This window comes from Gemmatimonadota bacterium (assembly GCA_041390125.1).
Taxonomy (GTDB): Bacteria; Gemmatimonadota; Gemmatimonadetes; order Longimicrobiales; family Gaopeijiaceae; genus JAGQIF01.
The window spans coordinates 159,127-181,238 of record JAWKQN010000003.1 but is presented as its reverse complement, the minus strand read 5'-3'; the positions used below and the strand labels follow the sequence as shown (position 1 = coordinate 181,238).

Genomic DNA, 22,112 nt, shown 5'->3' with positions numbered 1-22,112 from the left:
GAGCGCCGTTAGTTTGCCGGGTGGACACCACGCGCCTCTCCGTCGTGTGCTTCGGCCAGCAGAACTGGGACTACTGCTGGACAGGAAAGCAGCAGTTGCTCTCGCGGCTCGCGGCGCGTGGACATCGCGTGCTCTACGTCGATCCCGAATGGGCAGGCGCAGCGGGTGCGTCCACCTCCGCCTGGGCGGCCCTCCGACCGGAGCGCAGCCACGCCGGGCTGACCCGGGAGGGCCCCGGCGAGCTCCTCGTCTACCGCTATGCGCCCGTCCGCGGCCTCGGATGGCGCTTGAACCAGCGTCATCGGCCGCGGGCCCTGGCGCGGGTCGCGAGCGCGCTGGGCTTCACGGGAGGCGTCGCGCTCGCGCTGCGCCCCCCCGCGCTCGACCTGGTGCCGGCGGTGCGTCCCCGCGGGCTGCTGTACTACGCCGTGGACGAGATGACCGCTTTCGGGGAGCGCAGCGCGGACGAGCGGCGGGCGGTGCGCGCCGCCGAGGACCGGATGCTGCGCGCCGCGGACGTGGCGCTGGCGGTCTCCGAGCGTCTGCACCGTCGCTTCCTCACCGTCCAGCCGCGCGCCTACTACCTGCCCAACGGGGCGGACGTGGAGCACTTCGCGCCCGACGCGCTCGCCGCCGCGCCTCCGCTGGCGGACCTGCCGCCGACGCAGGGCCCGGTGCTGGGCTTCGTGGGCCAGGTGGACGAGCGACTGGACCAGGAGCTGGTCGCTGCGGTGGCGCGGGCGCGACCGGACTGGACTGTCCTCCTGGCCGGCCGCGTGAAGCCCGGCGTCGACGTCGCCACGCTCGGCGGACTGCCCAACGTGCACCTGCTCGGCTACCGCGACTACGCCGACCTGCCGTCCGTGCTGCAGCGCTTCGACGTCTGCCTGGTTCCGTACCGGCGCACCGAGCTGACCCGTTCGTGCAATCCGCTCAAGGTCTTCGAGTACCTCGCCACGGGCCGACCCGTGGTGGCCACGGATCTGGACGGGCTGCAGTGGTGTCGACACGCGATCGAGATCGCTACGGACGGGACCGACGCCTTCGTCGCCGCCGTGGACCGTGCGCTCGCCTCTTCCGAGCAGGACCGGCGGGAGCGCATCGCGTTGGCGCGCGCCAACGGCTGGGACGACCGCGTCGACGCCCTCGAGGACCACCTGCGGGCGCTCGCGAGCCGCCGTCCACCGGCGCGCCTCTCCCCGCACCGCGGAGCACCGGTCGCGTCCCGCACTCCCGCGGCGCTGCCGGGCGAGCCCCAGGCCCGCTGGGGAGCGCGTGGTGACGCGATCTTCCACGTGGCCCGGGCCGCCGGAGCGCTGCTGCACCTGGGCCGCCGGGTGGCGCGCACGCTGCGCGGGCATCCCCACCCCGACGTGGGCGCCATCCTGGTGGCGCAGCACGCCCGCCTGGGTGACGTGCTGGCGATGCTGCCGCTGCTGGCCGCGCTCCGGCGACGCTATCCGGCTGCGCGGGTGGACCTGGGCACGCCGAGCGGCTCCGTCGCGCTCGCCGACGTGCTGCGTGATCTCGGTCTGGTCGACGAGGTCGTCGCGCTGGGCGCGGGCAGCGGAGGCCGGGCCCGCCATCTGCTCGGTCTGTGGCGGCGCGGGTGGGACCTCTCCCTCACGGGCTACGGCACCGGCTTCGTGCGGGAGGCGCTCTGGGTCGGGGCCGTGCAGCGCTGGGGCCTCGACGACGGGACGCCCCAGCACCGACACCTCACGCGGCGCGTTCCCGTGGACCCCGGCCGCCACCAGGCGGAGAACCAACTCCTGCTGTTGGGAGAGGGGGAGGAGGCGGTCGGCAGCGCGCGCATCCCCACGCTTCCGGTGCCCGTCGGTATGGACGACCGACGGTTCCTCGTCCTGCACGTCGGGGCGCAGAAGCCATCGCGCCGCTGGCCCGCCGAGCGGTTCGTGGAGCTGGTCGAAGCCCTGGGCCACACCTGCCCGGAGCTGCGGTTCGTCTTCACCGGCGCGCCGGACGAGGCGCCGCTGGTCGAGCGCGTCCTGGAGGCGCTGACCGTCGACCTGCGCGCGCGTGCCGACAACCGGGCGGGTGCGACCGACCTGGACGGGCTGACGCACGTGCTGGCGAGCGCCGGCGCCGTCGTCAGCAACGACACCGGCGTGTTGCACCTGGCGCGCGCCGTGGGTGCGCCCCTCGTCGCCGTCCTCGGCCCCGAGAACGCCGACCTGTGGGGTCCGCACCCGGGGGGCCTGGCACCTGCGGTGGCCCTGCGCGCGGAGGTGCCCTGCGCCCCCTGCAAGCTCTGGTCGTGTGATCCGCTCTACTGCCTGCGCAGCGTATCCGCATATTCGGTGGTCCAGGCCGTGCTCGACCTGCTCGATCGGGCGCATCCGGTGTGGCTGCCCGGCGACGAAGGCGTCACACCCGGCACCCTTCCCGTTCTCTACGGTGTGCACCGCCGCTTCCTGGACCGCGACTGGGACGCGCTGGCCCGGGCCGGATTCGCGGTCCCCGTGGACACCCCCGACCCGCGTCATGCGGCCTCCCGCTCGGCGCCGGCCAGCTCCGCGAGGAACGAGGGGCGGAAGACCAGCGTGGGACGGAACGCGAGCGCGTAGAGGGCCGCCGTACGCGCCTCCTCCAGCGCCCCCGCCGCGCGTTGCTCCCGCGCGTAGCGCAGGAGCCGGGGCACGAAGTAGCCGCCGGCCGCCCACTGGTGCCGCACCAGCAGAGGCAGGTTCCAGCCGATGTGGCGGCGGACCACCTCCAGGTGGTTGCGGACGTGGAGCAGCGCACGACGCGAGGCGGCGGCGGGGTGGTCGCGATAGACCAGGACCGGTCGCTTGCGGTAGATGAACTCGCCCACCCGGGCCAGCCGGATGTAGAGGTCCCAGTCGTCGGATCCCCAGACCGTCGGGTCGAAGCCGCCCACCTGCCCGAGCGCGCTCCGGCGCATCAGGGCCTGACCGGGCGAGACCATCCAGTTGCGGCGCCGGAAGGCCTCGTAGACGCGACCGGACGGCCGCACGATCCGATCCGCCGTCTGCAGCTCGCCGTCCGGACGCAACGTGCGATGGTCGCCGTAGGCGAGCACCGCCTCGTCGTGGGCGTCGAGCGCCTCCACCTGCCAGGCGAGCGAATCGTCCTGCCACAGGTCGTCGTCGTCCAGGAACGCCACGTAGCGGCCCCGCGCCTCGGCCAGACCGCGATTGCGCGCGGCACCCTGTCCCTGGTTCGACTGGTGCAGGTAGCGGATGCGTCCCGACCGGACGAACGGGGCGAGGACGGCGGCCGTGTCGTCCGGCGAGCCGTCGTCCACGACCACGATCTCGTAGTCGCGGAAGCGCTGCCGGAAGACGGACTCGAGCGTCTCCTCCACCGTATGGGCATGCCCGTAGGTGGGAATGACGACCGTGACGGTCGGATCCACCGGGCCGCTCACCCCGTCCTCCCCGCGGCGACCCGCTCCAGCCGCTCCAGCACGGCCTCGGCCGCCTCCCTGACCGGTAGCTCGCGCACCGGTCCCGGCCAGTGCACGAGCGTCGCCCCCTCGCCCGTGGCGTACGGCCCGGTGTACGGCACGTAGCGCTCGTAGCGACTGTAGTGGCCCAGCAGCACCACGCCGGGCGTCCCCACGGCGTTGGCCAGGTGGGCGGGACCCGAATCGATCCCGACGAACAGCGTGGCGCGCCGGATCACCTCGGCCGTCTCCAGGAGGGACAGGCTGCCGCACAAGCGACTACGATCGACGCCACCGGCGGCCAGCACCGGGTCCAGGCCCACCTCGACGATCGGCATGCCCGTGCGCGCGTGCAGACCGGTGGTCAGCTCGTCCCAAGCGGCATCGTTCCACTCCCGACCCGTCTGGTTCGCCCGCGCGTGCACGACCACATACGGCTCCTCCGGCACCCGTCCGGCGATCCGCGCCTGCACGTCGGCGGGGATGTCGAGGACGGGTCCATCGTCCAGCACCGCCAGCCCCGCCGAACGGCAGAACGCGCTCAGCAACGGACCGTCGGCGTAGTAGTTGTGCAGCGTCACGCCGTGTCCCGAGACGTCCCGCCGGATCGGCACCTTGCAGCGCGCACAGTCGCGACCGTCGAGGTGCAGGTCGAAGACGGCATCGAACAGATCCGCGCGGCTCAGGTGGATCCACTCGGTGAGGCAACGGACGAGCAGCACCTCGTCCACGGCCGCGAACGCCCGAGGAAGCTGCGCGTAGGCAGGCCGGACCACCCAGACGATGTGGGCCTGCGGATAGAGCGCACGCACCCGTCGCGCGACGGGCTCGGCGGCGACGATGTCGCCCATGTGCTCGACCAGTGCCACGGCCACCGTGGGTCGGTCGAGGTTGCGGCGCTGCGCGCGCCAGCGGCGCGCCGTGCGCAGCGCGGCCAGGCGTGCGCTCAGACGGTGGGCGAACCGCACCCGTCGGGAAGGGGCCGCGCTCACGCCCTGCTTCCGTTCACGGCACCCGCCCGGCGCGACCACCACGGGGGAGGCCGCCGGGTGGGCAGATGCGCCCAGAGCGTGTTGGCCAGTACGCGCGGCCGCACCAACCACGCCGGACGCAGGCCCACGAGCGCACGCCACACCTCGCGCGCGGCGCTCCAGTCCCTCCGCTCGTGCAGGCGCCCCACCAGCGTGAGCAACTGCGGCGGGTAGCCGTGGCGGAAGAAGGCGTAGGCGCGCCGCCGCACGAGCCGTCGCCGACCGGCGGGGACGTGTTGCAGATGGCGCTCCAGGACGCGCTGGGCGCAGCGGTAGTTGGCGATGGTGCGTTTCGACTTGGCGCCGCCGTGCAACCGGTACAGCAGCGCCGGCCGCGCGCGGTGGGCGATCGGACCTTCACGGGCCACCTTGAGCCAGGCATCCCAGTCCTCGGCGGACTCCAGGCTCTCATCGAAGCCCCCGATGCGCTCGAAGATCTCCCGGCGCAGGACCGGCGCGTAGATCGCGGGACACGAGAGCAGCGCCTCGAACGCCTGGCCGTCCGGCTTCGTCTCCACGCGGCCCAGGTAGGGGAACCGCTCCTCCGGATGTCCGTCCCGGAACTGGAGCGTGTCCCCGTAGACCAACACCACGTCGGGCCGTGCGTGCAGCTCCTCCACCATCCACTGCAACCGGTCCGGCACGTAGAGGTCGTCGGAGTCCAGGAATGCGATCAACGGCGCGCGCGACTCGGCGACGCCGCGATTGCGCGCGCGCGATGCCGTCGAGTTGTCCTGGCGGATCCAGCGGATGCGGGGATCGGCGGCCGCGCGCTCGGCCAGCAGCGCCGGGGTGTCGTCGGTCGAGCCGTCGTCGACGACCACGCATTCCCAGTCCGAGAAGGTCTGCGCGCAGACGCTGTCCAGGGAGGCCTGCAACAGATCCGCCCGGTTGTGGGTCGGGATCACGACGCTCACCGCGGGGCGCTGCGCGCTCATGCGGCCTCGCCCGCCCCGTGGCCGTCGGCCAGTGCGCGCTCGTACACGGCGCGCGTCAGGTCCGCGATCCGGTCCCACCCGAAGACGTCCGCGCTCCACTCGCGGGCGCGGGCACCCATGCGCGCGAGCGCCGCCCGGTCGTCGAGCAGCGCATCCAGCCCGTCCGCCAGCGCCTCGGGCGCTCCGGGCTCCACCGTGCAGCCGGTCTCCCCGTCGAGCACCACCTCGGCGAGACTGCCCACGCGCGTGGCCAGGACGGGGCGGCGGTACGCATAGGCGAGCTGCAGGACGCCGCTCTGCGAGCCCCGATGATACGGCGCGCACAGCAGGTCGGACGCGGCGAACCAGGGCGCGATCTCCTCGAGCGGGAGGAAGCGGTCCTCCACGCGGAGATGGGCGTCACCGAGGCCCAGCGACCGGGCCTGCCGCTCCAGGTCGGAGCCGCTCCAGCCCCCCTCGACGCGCCCCGCCACCAGCAAGGTGACGTCCCGGCCGCGACGGACGAGCTCCGCGAGGGCGGACAGCAGGACATCGAGACCCTTGTAGGGGCGGACATGCCCGAAGAACAGGACGACGGCCCGATCGGCGTCGAGGCCCAGGCGCGTGCGGGCCTCGCCGCGATCCGGGACCGCGAAGGCGTCGGCCAGGAAGTGGTAGTTCCCGAGCGGGACGACGTCCACGCGGGTGGAGGGCATCCCGGCGTCGCGCACCCCGGTGGCCCGCAGTCGCTCCCCGTGCACGACGATGCGGTCGGGATGGGCGTGGGCCACGCTCCAGGACGCGCGCGCGTCCGACGAGCCGTCGTGCGGGAAGACGTTGTGCGCGGTGTAGATCACGCGCACGCCCGGGCGACGCTGGCGGGCGGCGTCCCAGATGTGCGGGTCGCGCGGAGGGCGCAGCTGCCACTGCTGGTGCAGGAGACGGCTGTCGTGCTCGCGGGCCACGTCGGTGAGGATCTCCGCCAGGTGACGGTCCCAGTGCGTCGGGTCGACCAGGCTGCGCAGGCGCTGCCCCACGCCGGGCGGCGGTCGCGAGATGACGCCGGGGAGGTCGCGACGGAGACGGAAGCGGCGCGGAAGCGCGTCCAGCTCGTAGGCTGCGCCGCGGCGCGTGAGCAGGGTCACGTCGGTGCCCCGGCGCGCGAGGGCGTCGCAGAGCGCCCAGGTGTAATGCGCCACGCCCCCCTCGAGGTGGGGATCGACCATGACCACCGAGCCGGGCGCGTGGCTCACGAGGGCGTCGCCGTCGGCAGGAAGGCGCCCAGGTTGGTGCGTGCGCGGCGGCGGGCCTCGGGGAGCGCGGCGGCCACGGCCGTCGTGGCGTCGTCCCGGCGCTCCAGCAGGGAGCGCAGCAACGCCTCGAGCCGCCCGGGCTCCAGGGCCGCAACGGGCTCCAGCATGAGGCCATCGAGCCCGAACGCCCCGAACAGGCCCTCGAACTTGCCCTGGTACTGCAGGGCGGCCACGGGGACGCCCGAACCCAGGGCGGCGATGGCCAGATGCATCCGCCCGCTCAGCACCGCATCCGTGCGCCCGGCGAGCGCCTTGATCTCGGCCGCCGACGCGGCCGGGGGCGCGGTTCGCACCCGGTCCCGCCAAGGGTCCAGACGGCGCACCACCTCGGCGAGCGCGGCCAGTTCGCCGTGCTCGCTGCGGACATCGTGGATGAAGCCCACCACCACCAGCCCGGGATCCCGCTCCAGCAGCGCGCCGAGCGCGCGGCCGTAGGCGTCCACCAGGCGGGTCGGGCCCTCCGCCTCCCCCCGCACGGGCGAGGGGTTCAGGTTGAAGCCGAGCACGGTGTCGCCCCGGCCCCGGGCCGCCTCCATCCACTCCGCGAGCGCACGGCCCTCGTCCGAGGCGAGCTCGGGCTCCAGCAGGAAGGCCAGGTCCGCGCTCTCGTGCACGGTCCGCCCGGTGTGGGCGCGCACCCGCGCCGCCGACGTGGCCTCCCGCGCGCGCAGCACCACGTCCGGATGCAGATCCCGCAGCGCCCGCAGCGCGCGCGGGCCAGGCTGGTCCCGGTAGCTGAAGCCCACGATCTCGGTGTGGACGCCCGCGGCGGCGGCCAGGCTCGCGAGAGCGAGGCGGCCCTCGCTGCGGATCTCGCTGTAGGCACCGTCCAGCACGTCCGCGCCCAGGACCAGGAACCCGCGGTACTGCACCACGGCGCGGGCGAACGTTGCGTACTGCGACAGGTCGCCGCGGCTCAGCCAGTCGCCGACCGCCACCCGGGCGGTCCAGGGTCCGGCGCGTTCCCAGTCCTCGTCGGTCGTGAAGCTCGCCAGGCCGATGCGCGACTCCCCCCCTTCCCGCAGGACCCGGCGGACCGTGCGCAGCATCGCCTCGTCGCCGAGGCTTCCTACCGGACCGGGCGCCAGCACCAGCACGCCCTCGGCGCTCGGGCGCGACCCCTGACGACGCACCTCGGCCTCGATGGCCGCGCGCCGGCGCGCCCGCCGCCGCGCCCGCCACCACGCGCGCGCCGGCTTCAGCATGGACCCCCCGGCAGGTGCCAGCGATGGGGGACGGCCACGGCGCCGTACTTCCCCGTTCGCGTGATGGGTCGCCCACGCAGCACGCCGGCCGCGACGTCGAAGACGAGCGCCGCTTCCACGTGGTCGTGCACCTCGTCGCCGACGCTCAGCGCCACGTTCACGCGGTACCGTCCCTGCACGAGCGGCAGCTCGTCCAGCTCGCAGCGGATGGGGCCGCCGGCCCCGTTGGTGTGGATGTCCTCCGGTGAGGCCACCCGCGTGTCGAACGACGTGATGCGCGTCCCCTGGGGATCGTACAGCGTGAAGGTCAGCGCCAGCCCCGGCTTGCGCTCGCTCACGTCGAACTCGAAGCGTGCGCCCCCGCCCGTGGCCACCGGCACTCCGTCCCCGGCCGCCGAGGCGACCCGGGCTCCGGTGAGGCGCACCCCACCGCGGCCGCTGCGATCCTCGCGGTCGGCGAGGTCGCGCTCGGCGCTCTCCTCCACCTGGTCGAGGTAGTGGTCGACGGCATCGTCGGGATCCCCGTCGAGGACCATGCGCCCATCGCGGAGCACGATGGCGCGGGAGCACAGTGCGCGCACCATCGGCATGTTGTGACTCACGAACAGCACCGTGCGTCCGCCACCCGCCACCTCGTGCATCTTCCCGAGGCAGCGGCGCTGGAAGTCCGCGTCCCCGACGGAGAGCACCTCGTCCACGATGAGGATCTCCGGATCCAGATGCGCGGCCACCGCGAAGGCGAGGCGCACGTACATCCCGCTGGAGTAGCGCTTGACCGGCGTGTCGAGGAAACGCTCGGTGCCGGCGAAGGCCACGATCTCGTCGAAGCGACGGTCGATCTCGTCGCGCCGCATCCCCAGGATGGCGCCGTTCAGGTAGATGTTCTCGCGGCCGGTGAGCTCGCGGTGGAAGCCCGTCCCGACCTCCAACAGGGCGCCCGCTCGACCGCGCAGCTCGGCCCGGCCTTCGGTGGGGTGGGTGATGCGGCTGAGGATCTTGAGCAGCGTGCTCTTCCCCGCCCCGTTCCGACCCACGATCCCCACCACCTCACCGACCCGCACCTCCAGGTCCAGGTCGCGGAGCGCCCACACGCGCTCCACGTCGCCGCGCCCGAACGGGTGGCGGAGGCGGCGGGCCAGCGACTGCACCAGCGTGTCCGCCTTCTCGTCCGCGGCCCCGATGGCGTATGCCTTGCCGAGCCCGCGCGTGACGACCGCGTGCTCAGATGACATCGGCGAACATCCGGTCCAGGCGGGTGAACACGATCATGCCACCGATGAAGACCACGACGCACACCGCGGCCGCGATGCCGAACGCGGTCCACGGTGGATCCCCCGTGCCCAGCAGGGCATAGCGGAACGTCTCCAGGATCGGCGCGATGGGGTTCAGCAGGTACACGCCGCGGTACCGCTCGGGAACCACCGTGACAGCATAGGCCACGGGGCTGGCGTAGAGCAGGAGCTGGGTCAGCACCGGTTGGGCATGGCGCACGTCACGGTATGCCACGGCCAGTGCGCTGGAGGCAAAGCCCAGACCGAGCGCCAGAGCCAGCAGGAGCGCGAGGCAGACGGGCGCCCACAGGACCTCGACACCCGGAAGGTGCCACTGGAGCAGCAACAGCACGGTGAACAACACCATCACGATGAGGAAGTCCAGCAAGCTGGCCACGACGGTGGACAGCGGAAGGATCAGGCGGGGGAAGTAGACCTTCTGGACGAGCTGGAAATTCCCGACCAGCGCGTTCGTCGAGCGGGTGAGGGTGTTCGAGAAGAGGAGCCAGGCCTGGAGACCGGCAAATGTGAACAGGAAGTAGGGCACCCCGCCGGGTGCCTCGAGGCTGGCGACGCGTCCGAACACGAACGCGAAGACACCGGCGGCCGCGAACGGCTGCGCCAGCACCCAGAAGAGCCCGAGCACCGTCTGCTTGTAGCGGACCTTCAGGTCGCGCAGGGCGAGCGTCCCGAGGAGGTCACGGAAGCGCCAGAGCTCACGGAGCGGTGGACCGTCCCAGCGGCGCGGCGGCTCGAGGATGGTCAGCGGGGGAGCGGTGGCCGGGGGCGCCATGGACGACCTCAATGGACCAGGGAGTTCAGGACGCGCTCGGCGTCCGCGGAACCGGTGCGGCGGGTTCCCGAGCGGGCCCCCGGCAGCGCGTCGAGCGCGTCGACGAGTGGACCGATCTGTGCGCGACGCTCGAAACGCGGCTCGAGCGCCGACACCGGCACCCGACCGGCTTCCCAATCGCGGTAGCGCTGGCACAGCAGGTCGGCCGCGCGCTCGATGTCGTGCGGAGGGACCACATGGACCGCAGTACCGCCGAACACGCGGGCCGGGGCCGCGTCTTCCGCCGAGAAGACCAGGATGGACGCGGGGTAGCGCAGATAGTCGAAGAGCTTGGCCGGCACGGCGTCCTTGAACGACCACGCCAGCACCACCAACACGCTCGCATCCATCAAGAAGCGCGTGGTCTGCGAGCGGTTCTTCCGCCCGCCGATGGACACGAACCGCTCCACGCCGGCCTCCTCGGCGAGCTCGCGCGTCGAGCGACCCAACGCGCGGTCCACGCCGCCGATCATCTCCACCCCGAAGCGCTCCGGCTCCACGCCGAGGCGATCGACGGCGCGGCGCACAGCCAGGAAGAGCGGACGGGGATCGCGATCCAGATACAACGAGCCCGCATAACCGATGATGAAGCGGGAGCGCGGACCCGGCTCGGGCAACGCCTGCGGGTCGGCGCCGTTCATGACGGTCGCGATGCGGTCCCGCGCGGCCGGATAGCGGCTCTGCATGTGCCGGGTCACCTCGTCCGTGGTGGTCAGCACCAGGCTGGCCGACTTGACGACGCGGGCCTCGTAGGCGGCCGCCATCCGGTACCACACCACGCTGGCGATCGGCTCGCTGAGCGCGGGGAGCGTGCTCCACGCGTCGCGGAAGTCCACGAAGAGGGGCAGACCGGTACGCTCGGCCACGCGACGACCGGCCTCGTGCGCCATGTGCGGCGGACCCGAGGAGATCACCACCCGATGATGGGGCCCGATGATCGAACGCGCCATCGCCGTGGCATCCGCGACCCACGGCTCGAAGCGGGCGTGGTCGAGCCAGCCCAGGAAGGCGCGCACCGCATCGCGCGGCTCCTGGAAGAGGAGTGGCAGGTCCGAGCGGCGCCGCGCCATGCTGGTGGGCGCCTCGGCGCGCCCGCCGATCCCGTTCCCGTCCCCCGAGCGGCGGCGCTTTCGCATCCGGTGGCGGATGCGGACGGCGCCGGCGCAGACGCGCTCGGCCAGACCCTCGCGATGATGGAGCGAGAAGACCCGCACTCCAGGGGGGAGGCGGTGGATCAGCTCCGGATCTTCATGACCCGATGCATCGGAGCATACGACATCCAGGCCCCATCCCAGGTCCGAGAGAAGGCGGGCCGTTTCGATCCACCTGCGGGCTCCGATGCGCCAACTCGGGGCGAAGTCGTAGGTGATGAGCAGGATCCGACGTTGGTCATGCAGGGCGGATCCGGGGATCACCAGCGTGGGGCTCGAGGGCATGAAAGCGGCCTCTATCCGCGCGGTTCGGGGATGCGTCGAGCGGCGAATCTGCCTCCGGAAGGGGGGGTCGGGGCATTTGGAGCACGATCCTGAGCAAGAACCGGACACCTGCTCAGGTGCTCCAGCAAGGGGTTCGCACCCCCTGTGTCGCAGGCGTGCTGAGCTCCCGAACCCCGCGATCGTGCACGAATGCTCCCGCAGACACACGACCGGCCTGCCGCGGAAGGCCGGGGGCCGACGCGGCGGACGGAGAGCCTCGTGGGGCGACCCGCCTAGCGCCGGCTCAGTAGCCCCATTCCCGGAAGAGCCGGAAGCCGATGACCCGGCGGAGCTGGAACAGCAGGCCATCGAAGCTGGCCCCGAGCTGGGCCAGCCGGTTCTCCACGAAGCCCTCCACGCCCACCTGGTCGGACAGACGCCACTCCATGCGGAAGCCGGAGAGTCGGTCGGCATCGAAGGGCCGGAGCACGAGCGCCAGGAAGACGTCGTCCAGCACGTACTTGCCCACCTCGACCTCGGTGCTGCGAAAGCCCGACCGCAGCGCGTTCTGGTTCACGCCTCCACTGAACGCCTGTTGGGTGGAGACCGACAGGTAGTCGAAGGGCAGCTCATCGGCGACGAGCGATCCCACCTGGCTGGCCAGGGCCCCCAGTGTGAGCGAGAGCCCGGCGGAGCCCAGCACGGAGCCGCTCTGGCTGGCCAGTTGGGTCAGGGCGGCCTGCGGACGCCCGAAGAGCAGGTAGCTGATGAGATCTTCGCGGGTGGCCCCTGGCAGGTCGCTCGTGAGCGCCACCTCTGGCCGCAGCATGGTGCCCGTCACCGCTGCCGTGATGTCCACGGCGGAGCCGCCCTCCACCCGGAGGCGGTTCTGGGCGGTGATCTCGAGCGTGGGGTTCACGCCGGGCGTGCCCAGGAAGCGTACGGTGCCGTCCTCCACCTCGAACTGGCGGCCGACCACCCGATACGTCCCCCGGAGCGCGGTCAGGTCACCCAGCATCGCGACCGTGCGACCCGCTCGATCGAAAGTCAACAGGAGATCGCCCGCCATCTCCACGTTCATCTCGGGGCTGCGCAGCCACGCGTTCCCGTCCAGACGCACGTCGACGGTGACCCGCAGGTTCTGCACGAACGGGTTCTGGCTCTCCCGCACGATCGGATCGAGGGCGAGCAGCTCGCGGTCGAGGTCGATCAGCGCGGGGTCGCTCAGGTCGACGATCGTGGCGGCGCGGACGAATTCGTCCAGGTACAGCACGCCCTCCCGCACCGCGATCGCACCGGTCAGCTCCGGTCGCTGATAGCTGCCACCGAGATGCACCTGCCCGGACACGCGCGCCTCCATCTCCCGCCGCGCCGCGATGCGGATGTCGTCTCCGCCGACCGTGGTCACGTCGAGATCGAAGCCGGGATCGGTGATGGGGTTCAGGTTGATCCGCCCGCTGACGCGGGCCTGCCCCCGTTCGCGCACGGTCGCATCGACCGTGACGATCCCGTCCGGCGTCAGCTCGAAGGTGCCGGTGCCATCGGTGGGACGGATCCCGAACTCGCGCACGGTCGCCGCGCCCCCGCTGAGGCGCATGAGCCCCGACGGCTGCAGGTCGCTCGGGGTGCCCGAGACCACGAAGTTGCCCGACAATTCCCCCTCGACGCGCTCGTAGCCCGGAAAGAACCCCAGCACGTTGGCCAGGGGGACCGAATCGGCCTGCAACGAGACGCGCACCGGGCCTTCGGGGATGCGGGTCTCGACGTCTCCGAGCGCCAGGTCCGCAGGGACGCTACCCTCGATGCGCACGCTCCGGCGACTGCCCCGCACACCCACGAGGGAGCCACGCAGCGTGCGGTCCTGATAGTGCAGCTCGCCGCCCAACTCGTCGAACCGGACGACCCGGTAGCGCATCTGGCGGACCGCGAGCGTGCCGTCGAAGGCCGGAGCCGAGAGGGAGCCCCGCACGTCGAGGTCCAGGTCGACCAATCCCTCGATATCGTTCTCCTGGAACGCCACGATGCGACTGATGCGCGCGAGGTCCAGGGCCCGGACGTCCACGCGTAGCCCACCGGAACCGTCGCGCGGCAAGGTTCCGTCGACGTTGACCTCGAAGGTCTCCTCACCGGGGCGCAACACGCGCAGGTCCCGCACCTCGAGTCCCTCCGGCCCCCACGCCAGACGCGCGGGACCGCCCAACCGCCACCGGTCTCCCAGATCCACGATATTGAACTGATCGAGGTGCAACAGCGTCGTGCTGGAGTCGGCTTCGATCTCTCCGGCGGCGAAGACGGTCCCGGACGGCCGCGTGAACTCCACGACCACCCGACCCCGACCTCCGGCGAGCGCGACCGTTCCGGTCGCGCGGTCGAACGGGCGCGCGAACGCGGTGACGTCGGTAGCGTCGACGCGTGCGTCCAGGTCGCCGCTCGCGAGGCGGAATGCGTCGACGAGCGCGGTGAGACGGGCCGCACCGAAGTCCTGGTAGACGACGTCGCGCAGGTCGACCCGTCCTTCGCCCACGAGCGCATCGAGGCTGCCCCGGAGCGTCCCGTGCAGCTCGAACGCGCCTGCGAGGTCGACGGTCGCCGTGTCGGAAGCCGTGCCGTCGAGGCTGGCCAGGCGGAGGCGCAGCTCCTCGAGCCCGACCGGAAGCTCTCCCTCCTCGCCGAACACCAGTGGCCGCAGCCCCACGAGGGACCCATCGGTGAGGTCCACGGTGAGCTCGGCATCCTCGGCCACATCGTCGAGCGCCAGGCTCCCACGCGCACGCAGATCGCCCAGGGCGGAGCGGGCCTCCAGGGAGTCCAGGTGGAGACGCCCGTCCACGACGCGCAGATCGGATCGAGCCCGTTCCACGCGGATACCCGCCAATCGCGATGCAGCGAGGTCGAGCGTTGCCGACAGGACACCGGGCTCGGGCCCGACCGTCACGCCGACCGCTCCGGCCAGGGTCGAGCGCTCGGGCACGCGACCCGAGAGGCGGGAGAGGTCCAGCTCGTCCAGCGCGCCCTGCACGTCGAGCGTGCGTCGCTCCCCACGCCAGCCCAGCACCGCGACGAGGCCGAGCGGCCCCCCCGACGTCTGCAGGTCCGAGGACAGCGTGAGCGCGTCCGGCGTGCCTCCCACGTCTACGCGACCGCGCGCGAGCCCCTGCAGCGCGAGCCCCGGCGCCAGGCCATCCAGGTCGGGCAGACGGAGCGGGTCCAGGTCGAGCGTGCCGGAGAGCTGGAGGGGAGCCTCGTCGGCGGTCTGCACCACCAGGTCTGCACGCACCCGGCTGCCCGTCTCTTCCCCGTCTCCCAGCGTCGCCTCCCCAAGGATCCGCAGACCCTCCTCGATCGTCCCATCGAGCGTGACGTCGACGGACGGAGGGGAGTCCAACCAGTCCAGCCCGCCCACGCGCGACAGCAGGGCGGGCGCGAGCGGCCCGGCCCGCAGGCGGAGCGTTCGCGCACCCAGCCCCCCGGCCAATCGGGCTCCGCCGTCCAGCTGGAGGCGGGTGGGAGCGGACCCGACGTCCGGATCGACGACCTGGAGATCGGCCACGACGGCGAGCCGGTCGGGTGTACCGTCGGCGGAGAGCGTACCGTCCAGGCGGGCCCAGGTCCACAGGGTGTCCGGCAGCCAGGGAGACAGCAGCCCGACGTCGAAGCGCTGCGCCTCGAGCTCCAGGTCGTCGAGTCGCAGCCGCGGCTCCAGGACGATCGAGCCGGAGCCGTCCACCGCCGAGGCGCCCGAGAGGAAGCGCGCGTCCGCGAATGTCCAGCGCGAGCCCGCCGGGGAGAGCCGCGCATCGAGACGACCGGTGAGCCGCCCGCGCGGGAGATCCGGCTCGAGCCACCACAGGTCGGCAACCTCCACGTCGCCCGACGTCACCGTGAGCTCGGTGACCACACCGGCCGTGTCCCAGGCCACGTCCACCTCGCCCCGCACCTCGGACTCCGGGAGACGCAGGCGCGCGACGTCCACATGCACGCGATTGCCTTCGCGCTCCACGCCACCGACCAGCTCGTGCACGACGAGCGTGCCCGCGAGAAGCTCCGCCTCGAAGGCCGCTCTGTAGATCTCGATGCGGTCGATCCCGTCCGCGCCGCCCAGCGCGACGCGCGGCAGCTCCGCCTCCAGGCCGCGAACCCGCGTGGGCGCCCCTTCGAGCGGTTCGATGGCGAGGCGGGAGTCGTGCAGGCTGACATTGCGCAACACGAAGCCTCCCGGCGCCGTGAGCGCGGCCGTGGCCGAGTCCGCGGCGGGCCGCTCCGGCTGCCCGGCGGCGGTGTCCGCTGGCTTCAACAGACGCGCCACGTTCCAGCCGGTGTCGTCCGCCTGGAGACGGACGGTCGCGCCGTGGATGTCCACGCCGGCCAGCTCGCGGGCCCCACGCAGGAGGCTCCACGCCGAATAGGACAGCAACACGGAGTCGGCCTCGAGGACCGGAACGCCCCGGGCGTCCGTCAGGCGCACGCCCACGAGCGCGGTGCGCTCCAGCAGGTCCCCTTCCCCGAAGCGTTCCACCTCCAGGGAGCCCGCCAGCAGGGCGCGGGCGCGGGTCATCACCTGGTCCAGCACCAGCGCCCGTCCGGGCGCCGTCCGCACGAGCAGGAGACCGCCGACTCCCGCCAGGATGAGCACCAACCCCACGGCGAACGCGATCCCGCGGACCCAGCGGCCGGTGCGCCTCATCAGAACGCCTGACCGATGGAGAGATGGAGCTGGAAGCGATCGAGGGCCCAGCGGTCCGCCGCCCCGAACAACACCCGGGGCCGGAGCAGGGCCAGATCGTCGCTGGCCACATACTCGATGCCGCCCACCTCGAAGGTGGGTCGGCTCCCGTCGCGGTCGGGGTCGTAGCGCCGGATCTGCGACGTCACGACCGGCAGCCGTTGGGCGTCGGCCAGCCGGTAGCCCACGTCCAGCCGGATCGGGCCGATCGGCGAGAAATAGCGCACGCCGAGGCCGGGCGTGGGCTCGAGCTCGCCGAAGGAGAAGCGCCCGCTCTCGTCCCACACCTGCCCGACGTCCAGGAAGACGGCGGCCTGCAGCGCCGTCTCCCCCATGCGCACGCGGAGCTCGGCGTTGCCCACCGCCAGGAGGCTGCCGCCGGTCGGGCGCGTGGCGAAGTTGCCGCCGGGACGCTCGAGCAGGCCCGAGGCGTCGCAGTCCAGCACCTGGACGTCACCAGGCGTGCAGACCGGCGGACCGCGCTGCGGATCGACCAGCTCCTGCACGTCCACGGTGAGCACGCGCGGGCCCAGCTGGTTCTCCGTGAACCCCCGCACGCTGGTGGCGCCGCCGGCGTAGAAGCGCTTCTGCGGATGGATGATCGCGAGCCCCGACTCCCGCGCTTCCAGATTCCGGAAGCCCGTCGGCGTGACATGACCGCCGCGTACCCGGGTCGCGAACACCACGTTCTCGGCGATGGTGCGGTACCAGGCGAACTCGCCCTGCCAACGCCGATACCCGAAGTCGGACCCGGTCCAGGCGGCCGCGTATTCGCCGTCCAGCAGCACCGTGAAGCCCCGGGTGGGATCGAGGATCTGGTCGATGCGTGAGCGGGTGTAGGTCAGCCCGATGGGGTTGAGCCAGTTGTCCGCCTGCAGGACGATGATGTCCTCCAGGTTGCACACCAGGAAGTTGGTGCAGAACAGGAACTCGGCCGCTTCGAGACGCGACACCTGCGGACGGAAGGACAAGGACACCAGCTGGCCGCTGCCGATGTCACGGCTGAGGGCAGCCGTGGCGCCGATCGCGTTGCGGATGAACACGTCCTGCAGGCTCTGCCGCTCGATGAAGGCGCTGGACTGGAACGACGTGCGGGAGCCCAGGACGAACGGCTGCGTGAAGTCGCCGGCGAGCTGCCAGTTGAGGCCGGCGAAATCACCGGTGCCGGCGAGGTAGCACGCGGACTCGTTGAGCTGGCCGGCGAGCACGTTCGAGAGTCGGGCGCGCAACTGCACGCGTCGCGCACCCCCCAGGAAGTTGCGGCTCGTCCAGCGGCCTTCCCCGTTGAGGCAGTCGGCGGTGCTCATCCCGATGGCGGTCCGGACGCGGCGCCGATCGCCTTCCGTCACGCTCACATGCAGGGGGATCACGGAGTCGGGCTGGTGGTCCAGGTCCTCTTCGATGTTCGCGAAACGGACCAGCTCGAGGCTGTAGAGGTCGCGCTGGGCGTTCTGCACGCGGCTGCGCACGTAGGGCTGGCCGGCGCGGATGCGCACGGCGCGGCGGACGGTCTCGTTGGACAGCGTGGCGACCTCGGCGCTGTCGCTCGCCGCGACCTCGAACGTCACGGGGCCGAAGACCGCGCGGGGCCCCGTGTAGACGTCGAACGTGACCTCGGCCGTCAGAGGCGCTTCGGCCGGGATGAAGATCTCGCGGAAGATCTCGGCGTGCGCGTATCCCCGCTCCTGGAGTCGCACCAGGAGCGAGTCGCGATCGGCGGCGAGGTCGATGCCGTCCAGCCGTCCGCCCACCCGTGCCCGCAATCCGTCCAGGATCCCGCCCGCCACCTCGTCCAGACCGAGGAAGGCGAGGGAGTCGATACGGATCGGCTGGTTCTCTGCGATGCGGAAGGTCAGCTCCACCTGGCTGGAATCCGCCTGATCCGGATAGCGCACGACCGGATCCACCGTAGCCTGCCGGAAACCCCGCTGTGCGTACAGCACCCGCAGGCGCACCGCGTCCACCTGCAGCATGCGGGGGCTGACGGTATAGCGTTGCTGGGCGGCGTCGAGACCCACCCAGCACAACGGGTACAGGAGCACCGACCGGCAGGCCGTCTCGTTGGTGAAGATCGCGCGCTCCAGCTCCTGGCGACCCATGAAGTCGTTCCCCTCGAAGCGCAGGGAGACGACCTCGGGATCCAGTCCTGGAGCCTGGCCCGCCACGGTCCCGGCCCCCACGAAGGGGAGAGCCAGGCCCAGGAGGATCACCAGGGCATGGTGGAGGACTGGACGCATGGAGGCCGCCGGAGGGTCAGGACGCTCCGCCTGTCGCCCCGTCCAGCGGAACGATCCAGGCGGCCGGCGGACGAGGCGACACGTGACGCGCGATGGGCCGGAAGGTCCCGGCTTCGCGAAAGTACATATAGTGGTCGACGGACAGATGTTCCCGATCTACGCGCACGACATTGAAGCTCTTGCGATCGGCTTCCCTCCCGCGTCCCCGGCGCGAGGTCGCGGTCCCGGAGTGGACGATCAGGATCTCGCGCGCGCGTTCGGGCAGCAGGTGGCCCGAGTTGCTCACGAAGCCCCGGTGCAGGTGCCCGCTCAGGATGAGGTCCACGCCGCACTCCTCCAGCACGGAGATGATGCGCTCCTGGCCGGGGAGCGGGGGATGCCAGGTCCAGTCCCCCGGGACCGCCATGTGGTGATGCAGCACGACGACGCGCAGGTCGGCCGGCGGCGCCTCCGCGAACTGCGCGCGGGCGAACGCGAGCTGGCGGTTCCGGACCGTCCCGTTCACGATGGCGGTGCGCGGAGCGGCCGTGTTGAGCGCCACGACCGTGACCCCGTCGATCCGGGTGACCGTGTCGAGGCGGTCCTCGATCCAGCGCCGATAGTTGCGGTAGGGCGTGAACAGCCGCTCGAACACCCGGTACAGCGGCACGTCGTGGTTCCCGGGGGTGAAGACCTTGGGAACATCCGGGAGCCGGTCGATCCAGGCGCGGGCCTCGCGGTACTCCCGCTCCTTGGCGCGCTGCGTGAAGTCGCCGGCCAGAACGATGAGGTCGGGCTCCAGCTCGGTTGCGGTCGCGAGCAGCGCCTCGGCAGCCGCAGGGTCGTGCGGCTTCCCGAAGTGGAGATCCGAGGCCTGCAGGATCAACGGCATGGCAGGCTCAGGTCGCGGCCGTGGCCGGACGCGCCGACGCCCCCCGCGCCAACCGCAGCGCGCCGACGACGCCGGTCACGAGCAAGCCGATGCTGATCACCTGCGCCAGCGTGAGCGGACCGAAGAACCGGTCGTCCTTGACGCGGAACATCTCGACCACGAAGCGCTCCACCCCCGCCAGCGCCAGCCACACCATGAAGAGCCATCCCGGCCGGTGCCGGTGCACGCGGATGCGCCACAGGAAGGCGAAGATCAGCAGCGACATCCCGACCTCGTACAGCTGCGTGGGATGGACCGGCACGACCTGGCCGAAGCGCTCCACCAGGGCCGGATCCACCTGGACGCCGAACGTCCGCTCGATGGCCTCGACCGTGGTGGGCGGCGCGCCCTCGGGAAAGCGCACCCCCACCCAGGACGCCGTCGGGCGACCGTAGTCGTCCCCCACCAGGAAGCAGCCGACGCGCCCCACCGCGTAGGCCAGGGCCAGCGCCGGCGCGGTCAGGTCGGCCAGCAGCGGAAGGGGCAGCTTCAGCCGGCGCACGTGCAATGCGACCAGGAGCGTGGCCAGCAGGAAGCCGCCGTACCAGACCAGGCCACCCCGCGCGAACAGGAAGCGGGGGTCGGCCAGGACCAGGTCGAAGTTCAGCAGGACGTAGTAGAGCTTCGCACCCAGGATGCCGCCGACGACCGCGGAGAACAGCAGATCCCAGGTCTTGTCGGGATCCAGACCGACGCGCGCCATCTCCTTGCGGTGGATCCAGGCCGCGGTCAGGAAGGCGAGGAACATCGCCACGCCGAACGTGGTGATGGGCTCGCCGCCCAGGATGGGGATCCAGTCGGGGAAGCGGAAGAGGATGGGCAGCACGAGGGTCAGCGCGGAACGTGGAAGGGTTCGGTCTGGAGACCCGGGAACGCGAGCGCCGCGTCGGCGGTCGCCTCGGACCCGGTCTCTCCACGGGCCAGATGGAAGACGGCCGCGCGCGCGACCATCCCCCCGTTGTCGAGCGACAGGCGCAGCGAGGCCGTGTGCAGCGTGCGCCCGGGCTCGAGCGCGGCGCGCAGCCGCTCGCGCAGGAACTGGTTGGCGGAGACGCCGCCTCCGAGCACCACGCGCGTGCAGCCGGCCCCGTCCAGGGCGCGCAGGGTCTTCGCGACCAGCACGTCGGTCACGGCCGCCTGGAACGCGGCCGCCACGTGCGGCCGCTCGTCCGGCAGGGTCCCCGCCGCGTCGAGCTCCGCGACGAGCAGCGCCGTGGCGGTCTTGAGGCCGGAGAAGGACATGTCGTAGTAGTCGGCCTCGCCGGGCTGCTGGTCGCTTCGCAGCATGGGTCGGGGCAGCGGATGGCGGCGGGGATCCCCGCTCCGCGCCAGCGCCTCGAGGCGTGGTCCTCCCGGATACCCGAGGCCGAGCACCTTGGCCACCTTGTCGAACGCCTCGCCGGCGGCGTCGTCGCGCGTGCCCCCGAGCAGCGTGTAGCGACCCCACGCTTCCGCATGGAGCAGCAGCGTGTGGCCCCCCGACACCAGGAGCCCGACGAACGGGGGCTCGGCGGTGGGATCATCGAGCGCCACCCCGAACAGGTGCGCCTCCATATGGTGCACCGGCACGAGCGGGATGCCGAGCGCGGCGGCCGCGGCCCGGCTCCACGTCACCCCCACGAGCAGCGCGCCGATCAGTCCCGGTCCCGTGGTCACCCCGATCGCGTCGAGGTCCGCGAACCCCACCCGGGCCTCCCGCAGGGCCGCGGCGACGACCTCGTCGATGCGGGCCAGGTGCGCGCGGGCGGCCAGCTCGGGCACCACACCGCCATAGACGGCGTGTTGATCCTGGGAGTGGATGATCAGGCTCGCGAGCGTGTGCTCGCCGCGCACGACCGCCGCGGACGTCTCGTCGCAGCTCGTCTCGATGCCCAGCACGAGCGGCCCGCTCACGGGGTCTCCGGCGGGGGCAGCGTGCGGACCCGCGCCGGCTCGACTTCCGCGCGGACCAGGTCGGGCAGGCCCTCGATGCGCACGGCCCACACGGTGCTGTCCACACCGTCGGCCGCCGGTCGCGCCAACGCCAACAGCGCCCCCACGTCCAGACGGCTCAGCACCGAGCGCGCGCCCAGGACGCGCACCGCCACGGAGTCGCGCTCCAGGCGCGCGGGTCCCGCGCGGGGATCCGCGATCAGCGGCACGCCCGTGACCCTCCGTTCGACCTCCTCCTCCAGCGTGATGACGACGGTGACGGAGTCGGGCGTCACCTCGAGGTCGCCGATCCCGCTGCGGTCCACCGCGCGGGTGACGGTCGACGAGGTGCGGTACCCGCCCAGCGAGACCGGTTCGAGCGCGACCCCATCGATCTCCGACAACACCGTCGCCGGACCCCGCACGCGCGCCGTGCGCGGAACGGTGCCGAGCGGCGCGGCCAGCGCCAGACCCGCCGGAGGCGCGCCCAGGGCCCGCACCACCATCGGCACCGAGCGGGTCTCGACGGGCTCGAAGCTGAGCCGTACGGCGGAGGGCTGCACGTCGACCACCGTGCCGACCGCACGCGCGCCCAGGCGCACCCAGTCCCGTTCGATGACCACGGTCGTGTCGGACCCGGAGACGTCGTCGATCTCGATGGTGATCGAAGGCCGCACGGTGCCCAGGCGCAGGAGGTCGCGATTGAGGCCGTCCACATGGATGCTGACCGGACCCGGCAGCGGAGCACGGACCGCCCAGTCGCGATCGTTCAGCGTGACCTGGACCGGAACGTCCTCCAGCGTGCGTTCGCCGGGGGAGTCGATGCGGACGGCGGCCCACAGCAGCAGCGCCAGGGCGAGCGCGGCCACCTTGAGCGCGTTGTTGCGCGCGAAGAAGGCTTGCAGGCGGCTCACCCG

15 protein-coding genes are annotated in these 22,112 nt (G+C 72.3%); 1 reads left to right on the top strand and 14 read right to left on the bottom strand.

Annotated elements, in window-relative coordinates; translation table 11 throughout:
* The first annotated feature begins 20 nt into the window (after positions 1-20).
* Positions 21-2,588 (top strand): glycosyltransferase family 9 protein, encoded by a 2,568-nt coding sequence (locus R3E98_02285; GenBank protein ID MEZ4422215.1) that lies wholly within the window; start codon positions 21-23, stop codon positions 2,586-2,588.
* Here the strand turns inward: R3E98_02285 and R3E98_02280 are convergent.
* From R3E98_02280 to R3E98_02215, 14 genes are all read right to left on the bottom strand, one after another.
* Positions 2,504-3,412 carry a glycosyltransferase family A protein gene (locus R3E98_02280; GenBank protein ID MEZ4422214.1) on the bottom strand — a complete coding sequence of 303 codons (909 nt, stop codon included), beginning with the start codon at positions 3,410-3,412 and terminating at the stop codon, positions 2,504-2,506. The two genes, R3E98_02285 and R3E98_02280, sit on opposite strands and share 85 nt — an antisense overlap.
* The gene (locus tag R3E98_02275; GenBank protein MEZ4422213.1) at positions 3,409-4,422 is read right to left on the bottom strand and encodes a glycosyltransferase family 9 protein; all 1,014 of its coding nucleotides are present in this window, start codon (positions 4,420-4,422) and stop codon (positions 3,409-3,411) included. Before R3E98_02275 ends, R3E98_02280 begins: the two co-directional genes overlap by 4 nt.
* A complete protein-coding gene (locus tag R3E98_02270; protein MEZ4422212.1) occupies positions 4,419-5,399 on the bottom strand; it encodes a glycosyltransferase family A protein in 981 nt (326 codons plus the stop codon). The genes R3E98_02275 and R3E98_02270 overlap by 4 nt, the downstream gene beginning before the upstream one ends.
* Positions 5,396-6,631 (bottom strand): glycosyltransferase family 4 protein, encoded by a 1,236-nt coding sequence (locus tag R3E98_02265; protein MEZ4422211.1) that lies wholly within the window; start codon positions 6,629-6,631, stop codon positions 5,396-5,398. The genes R3E98_02270 and R3E98_02265 overlap by 4 nt, the downstream gene beginning before the upstream one ends.
* Positions 6,628-7,896: a polysaccharide pyruvyl transferase family protein gene (locus tag R3E98_02260; protein MEZ4422210.1), complete on the bottom strand. Its 1,269-nt coding sequence runs from the start codon at positions 7,894-7,896 to the stop codon at positions 6,628-6,630. The genes R3E98_02265 and R3E98_02260 overlap by 4 nt, the downstream gene beginning before the upstream one ends.
* Positions 7,890-9,128, bottom strand: coding sequence for an ABC transporter ATP-binding protein (locus R3E98_02255; protein ID MEZ4422209.1), 1,239 nt, complete (start codon positions 9,126-9,128; stop codon positions 7,890-7,892). The genes R3E98_02260 and R3E98_02255 overlap by 7 nt, the downstream gene beginning before the upstream one ends.
* A complete protein-coding gene (locus tag R3E98_02250) occupies positions 9,118-9,960 on the bottom strand; it encodes an ABC transporter permease (protein MEZ4422208.1) in 843 nt (280 codons plus the stop codon). Before R3E98_02250 ends, R3E98_02255 begins: the two co-directional genes overlap by 11 nt.
* Positions 9,961-9,968: 8 nt before the next feature.
* Positions 9,969-11,435: a hypothetical protein gene (locus R3E98_02245; protein MEZ4422207.1), complete on the bottom strand. Its 1,467-nt coding sequence runs from the start codon at positions 11,433-11,435 to the stop codon at positions 9,969-9,971.
* A 283-nt stretch (positions 11,436-11,718) separates the two neighbouring features.
* Positions 11,719-16,098 (bottom strand): translocation/assembly module TamB, encoded by a 4,380-nt coding sequence (locus tag R3E98_02240; GenBank protein ID MEZ4422206.1) that lies wholly within the window; start codon positions 16,096-16,098, stop codon positions 11,719-11,721.
* Entirely contained in the window at positions 16,098-18,374 is a 2,277-nt protein-coding gene (locus R3E98_02235; GenBank protein ID MEZ4422205.1) for a BamA/TamA family outer membrane protein, read from the bottom strand. The genes R3E98_02240 and R3E98_02235 overlap by 1 nt, the downstream gene beginning before the upstream one ends.
* A 16-nt stretch (positions 18,375-18,390) precedes the next feature.
* Positions 18,391-19,245: a metallophosphoesterase gene (locus R3E98_02230; GenBank protein MEZ4422204.1), complete on the bottom strand. Its 855-nt coding sequence runs from the start codon at positions 19,243-19,245 to the stop codon at positions 18,391-18,393.
* 7 nt (positions 19,246-19,252) lie between these two features.
* Positions 19,253-20,110, bottom strand: coding sequence for a prolipoprotein diacylglyceryl transferase (gene lgt, locus R3E98_02225; protein ID MEZ4422203.1), 858 nt, complete (start codon positions 20,108-20,110; stop codon positions 19,253-19,255).
* A 5-nt stretch (positions 20,111-20,115) separates the two neighbouring features.
* Complete coding sequence (tsaD, locus tag R3E98_02220) at positions 20,116-21,177, bottom strand: tRNA (adenosine(37)-N6)-threonylcarbamoyltransferase complex transferase subunit TsaD (GenBank protein MEZ4422202.1); 1,062 nt, start codon at positions 21,175-21,177, stop codon at positions 20,116-20,118.
* Complete coding sequence (locus tag R3E98_02215) at positions 21,174-22,109, bottom strand: hypothetical protein (GenBank protein MEZ4422201.1); 936 nt, start codon at positions 22,107-22,109, stop codon at positions 21,174-21,176. The genes tsaD and R3E98_02215 overlap by 4 nt, the downstream gene beginning before the upstream one ends.
* Between the last annotated feature and the right edge of the window lie 3 nt (positions 22,110-22,112).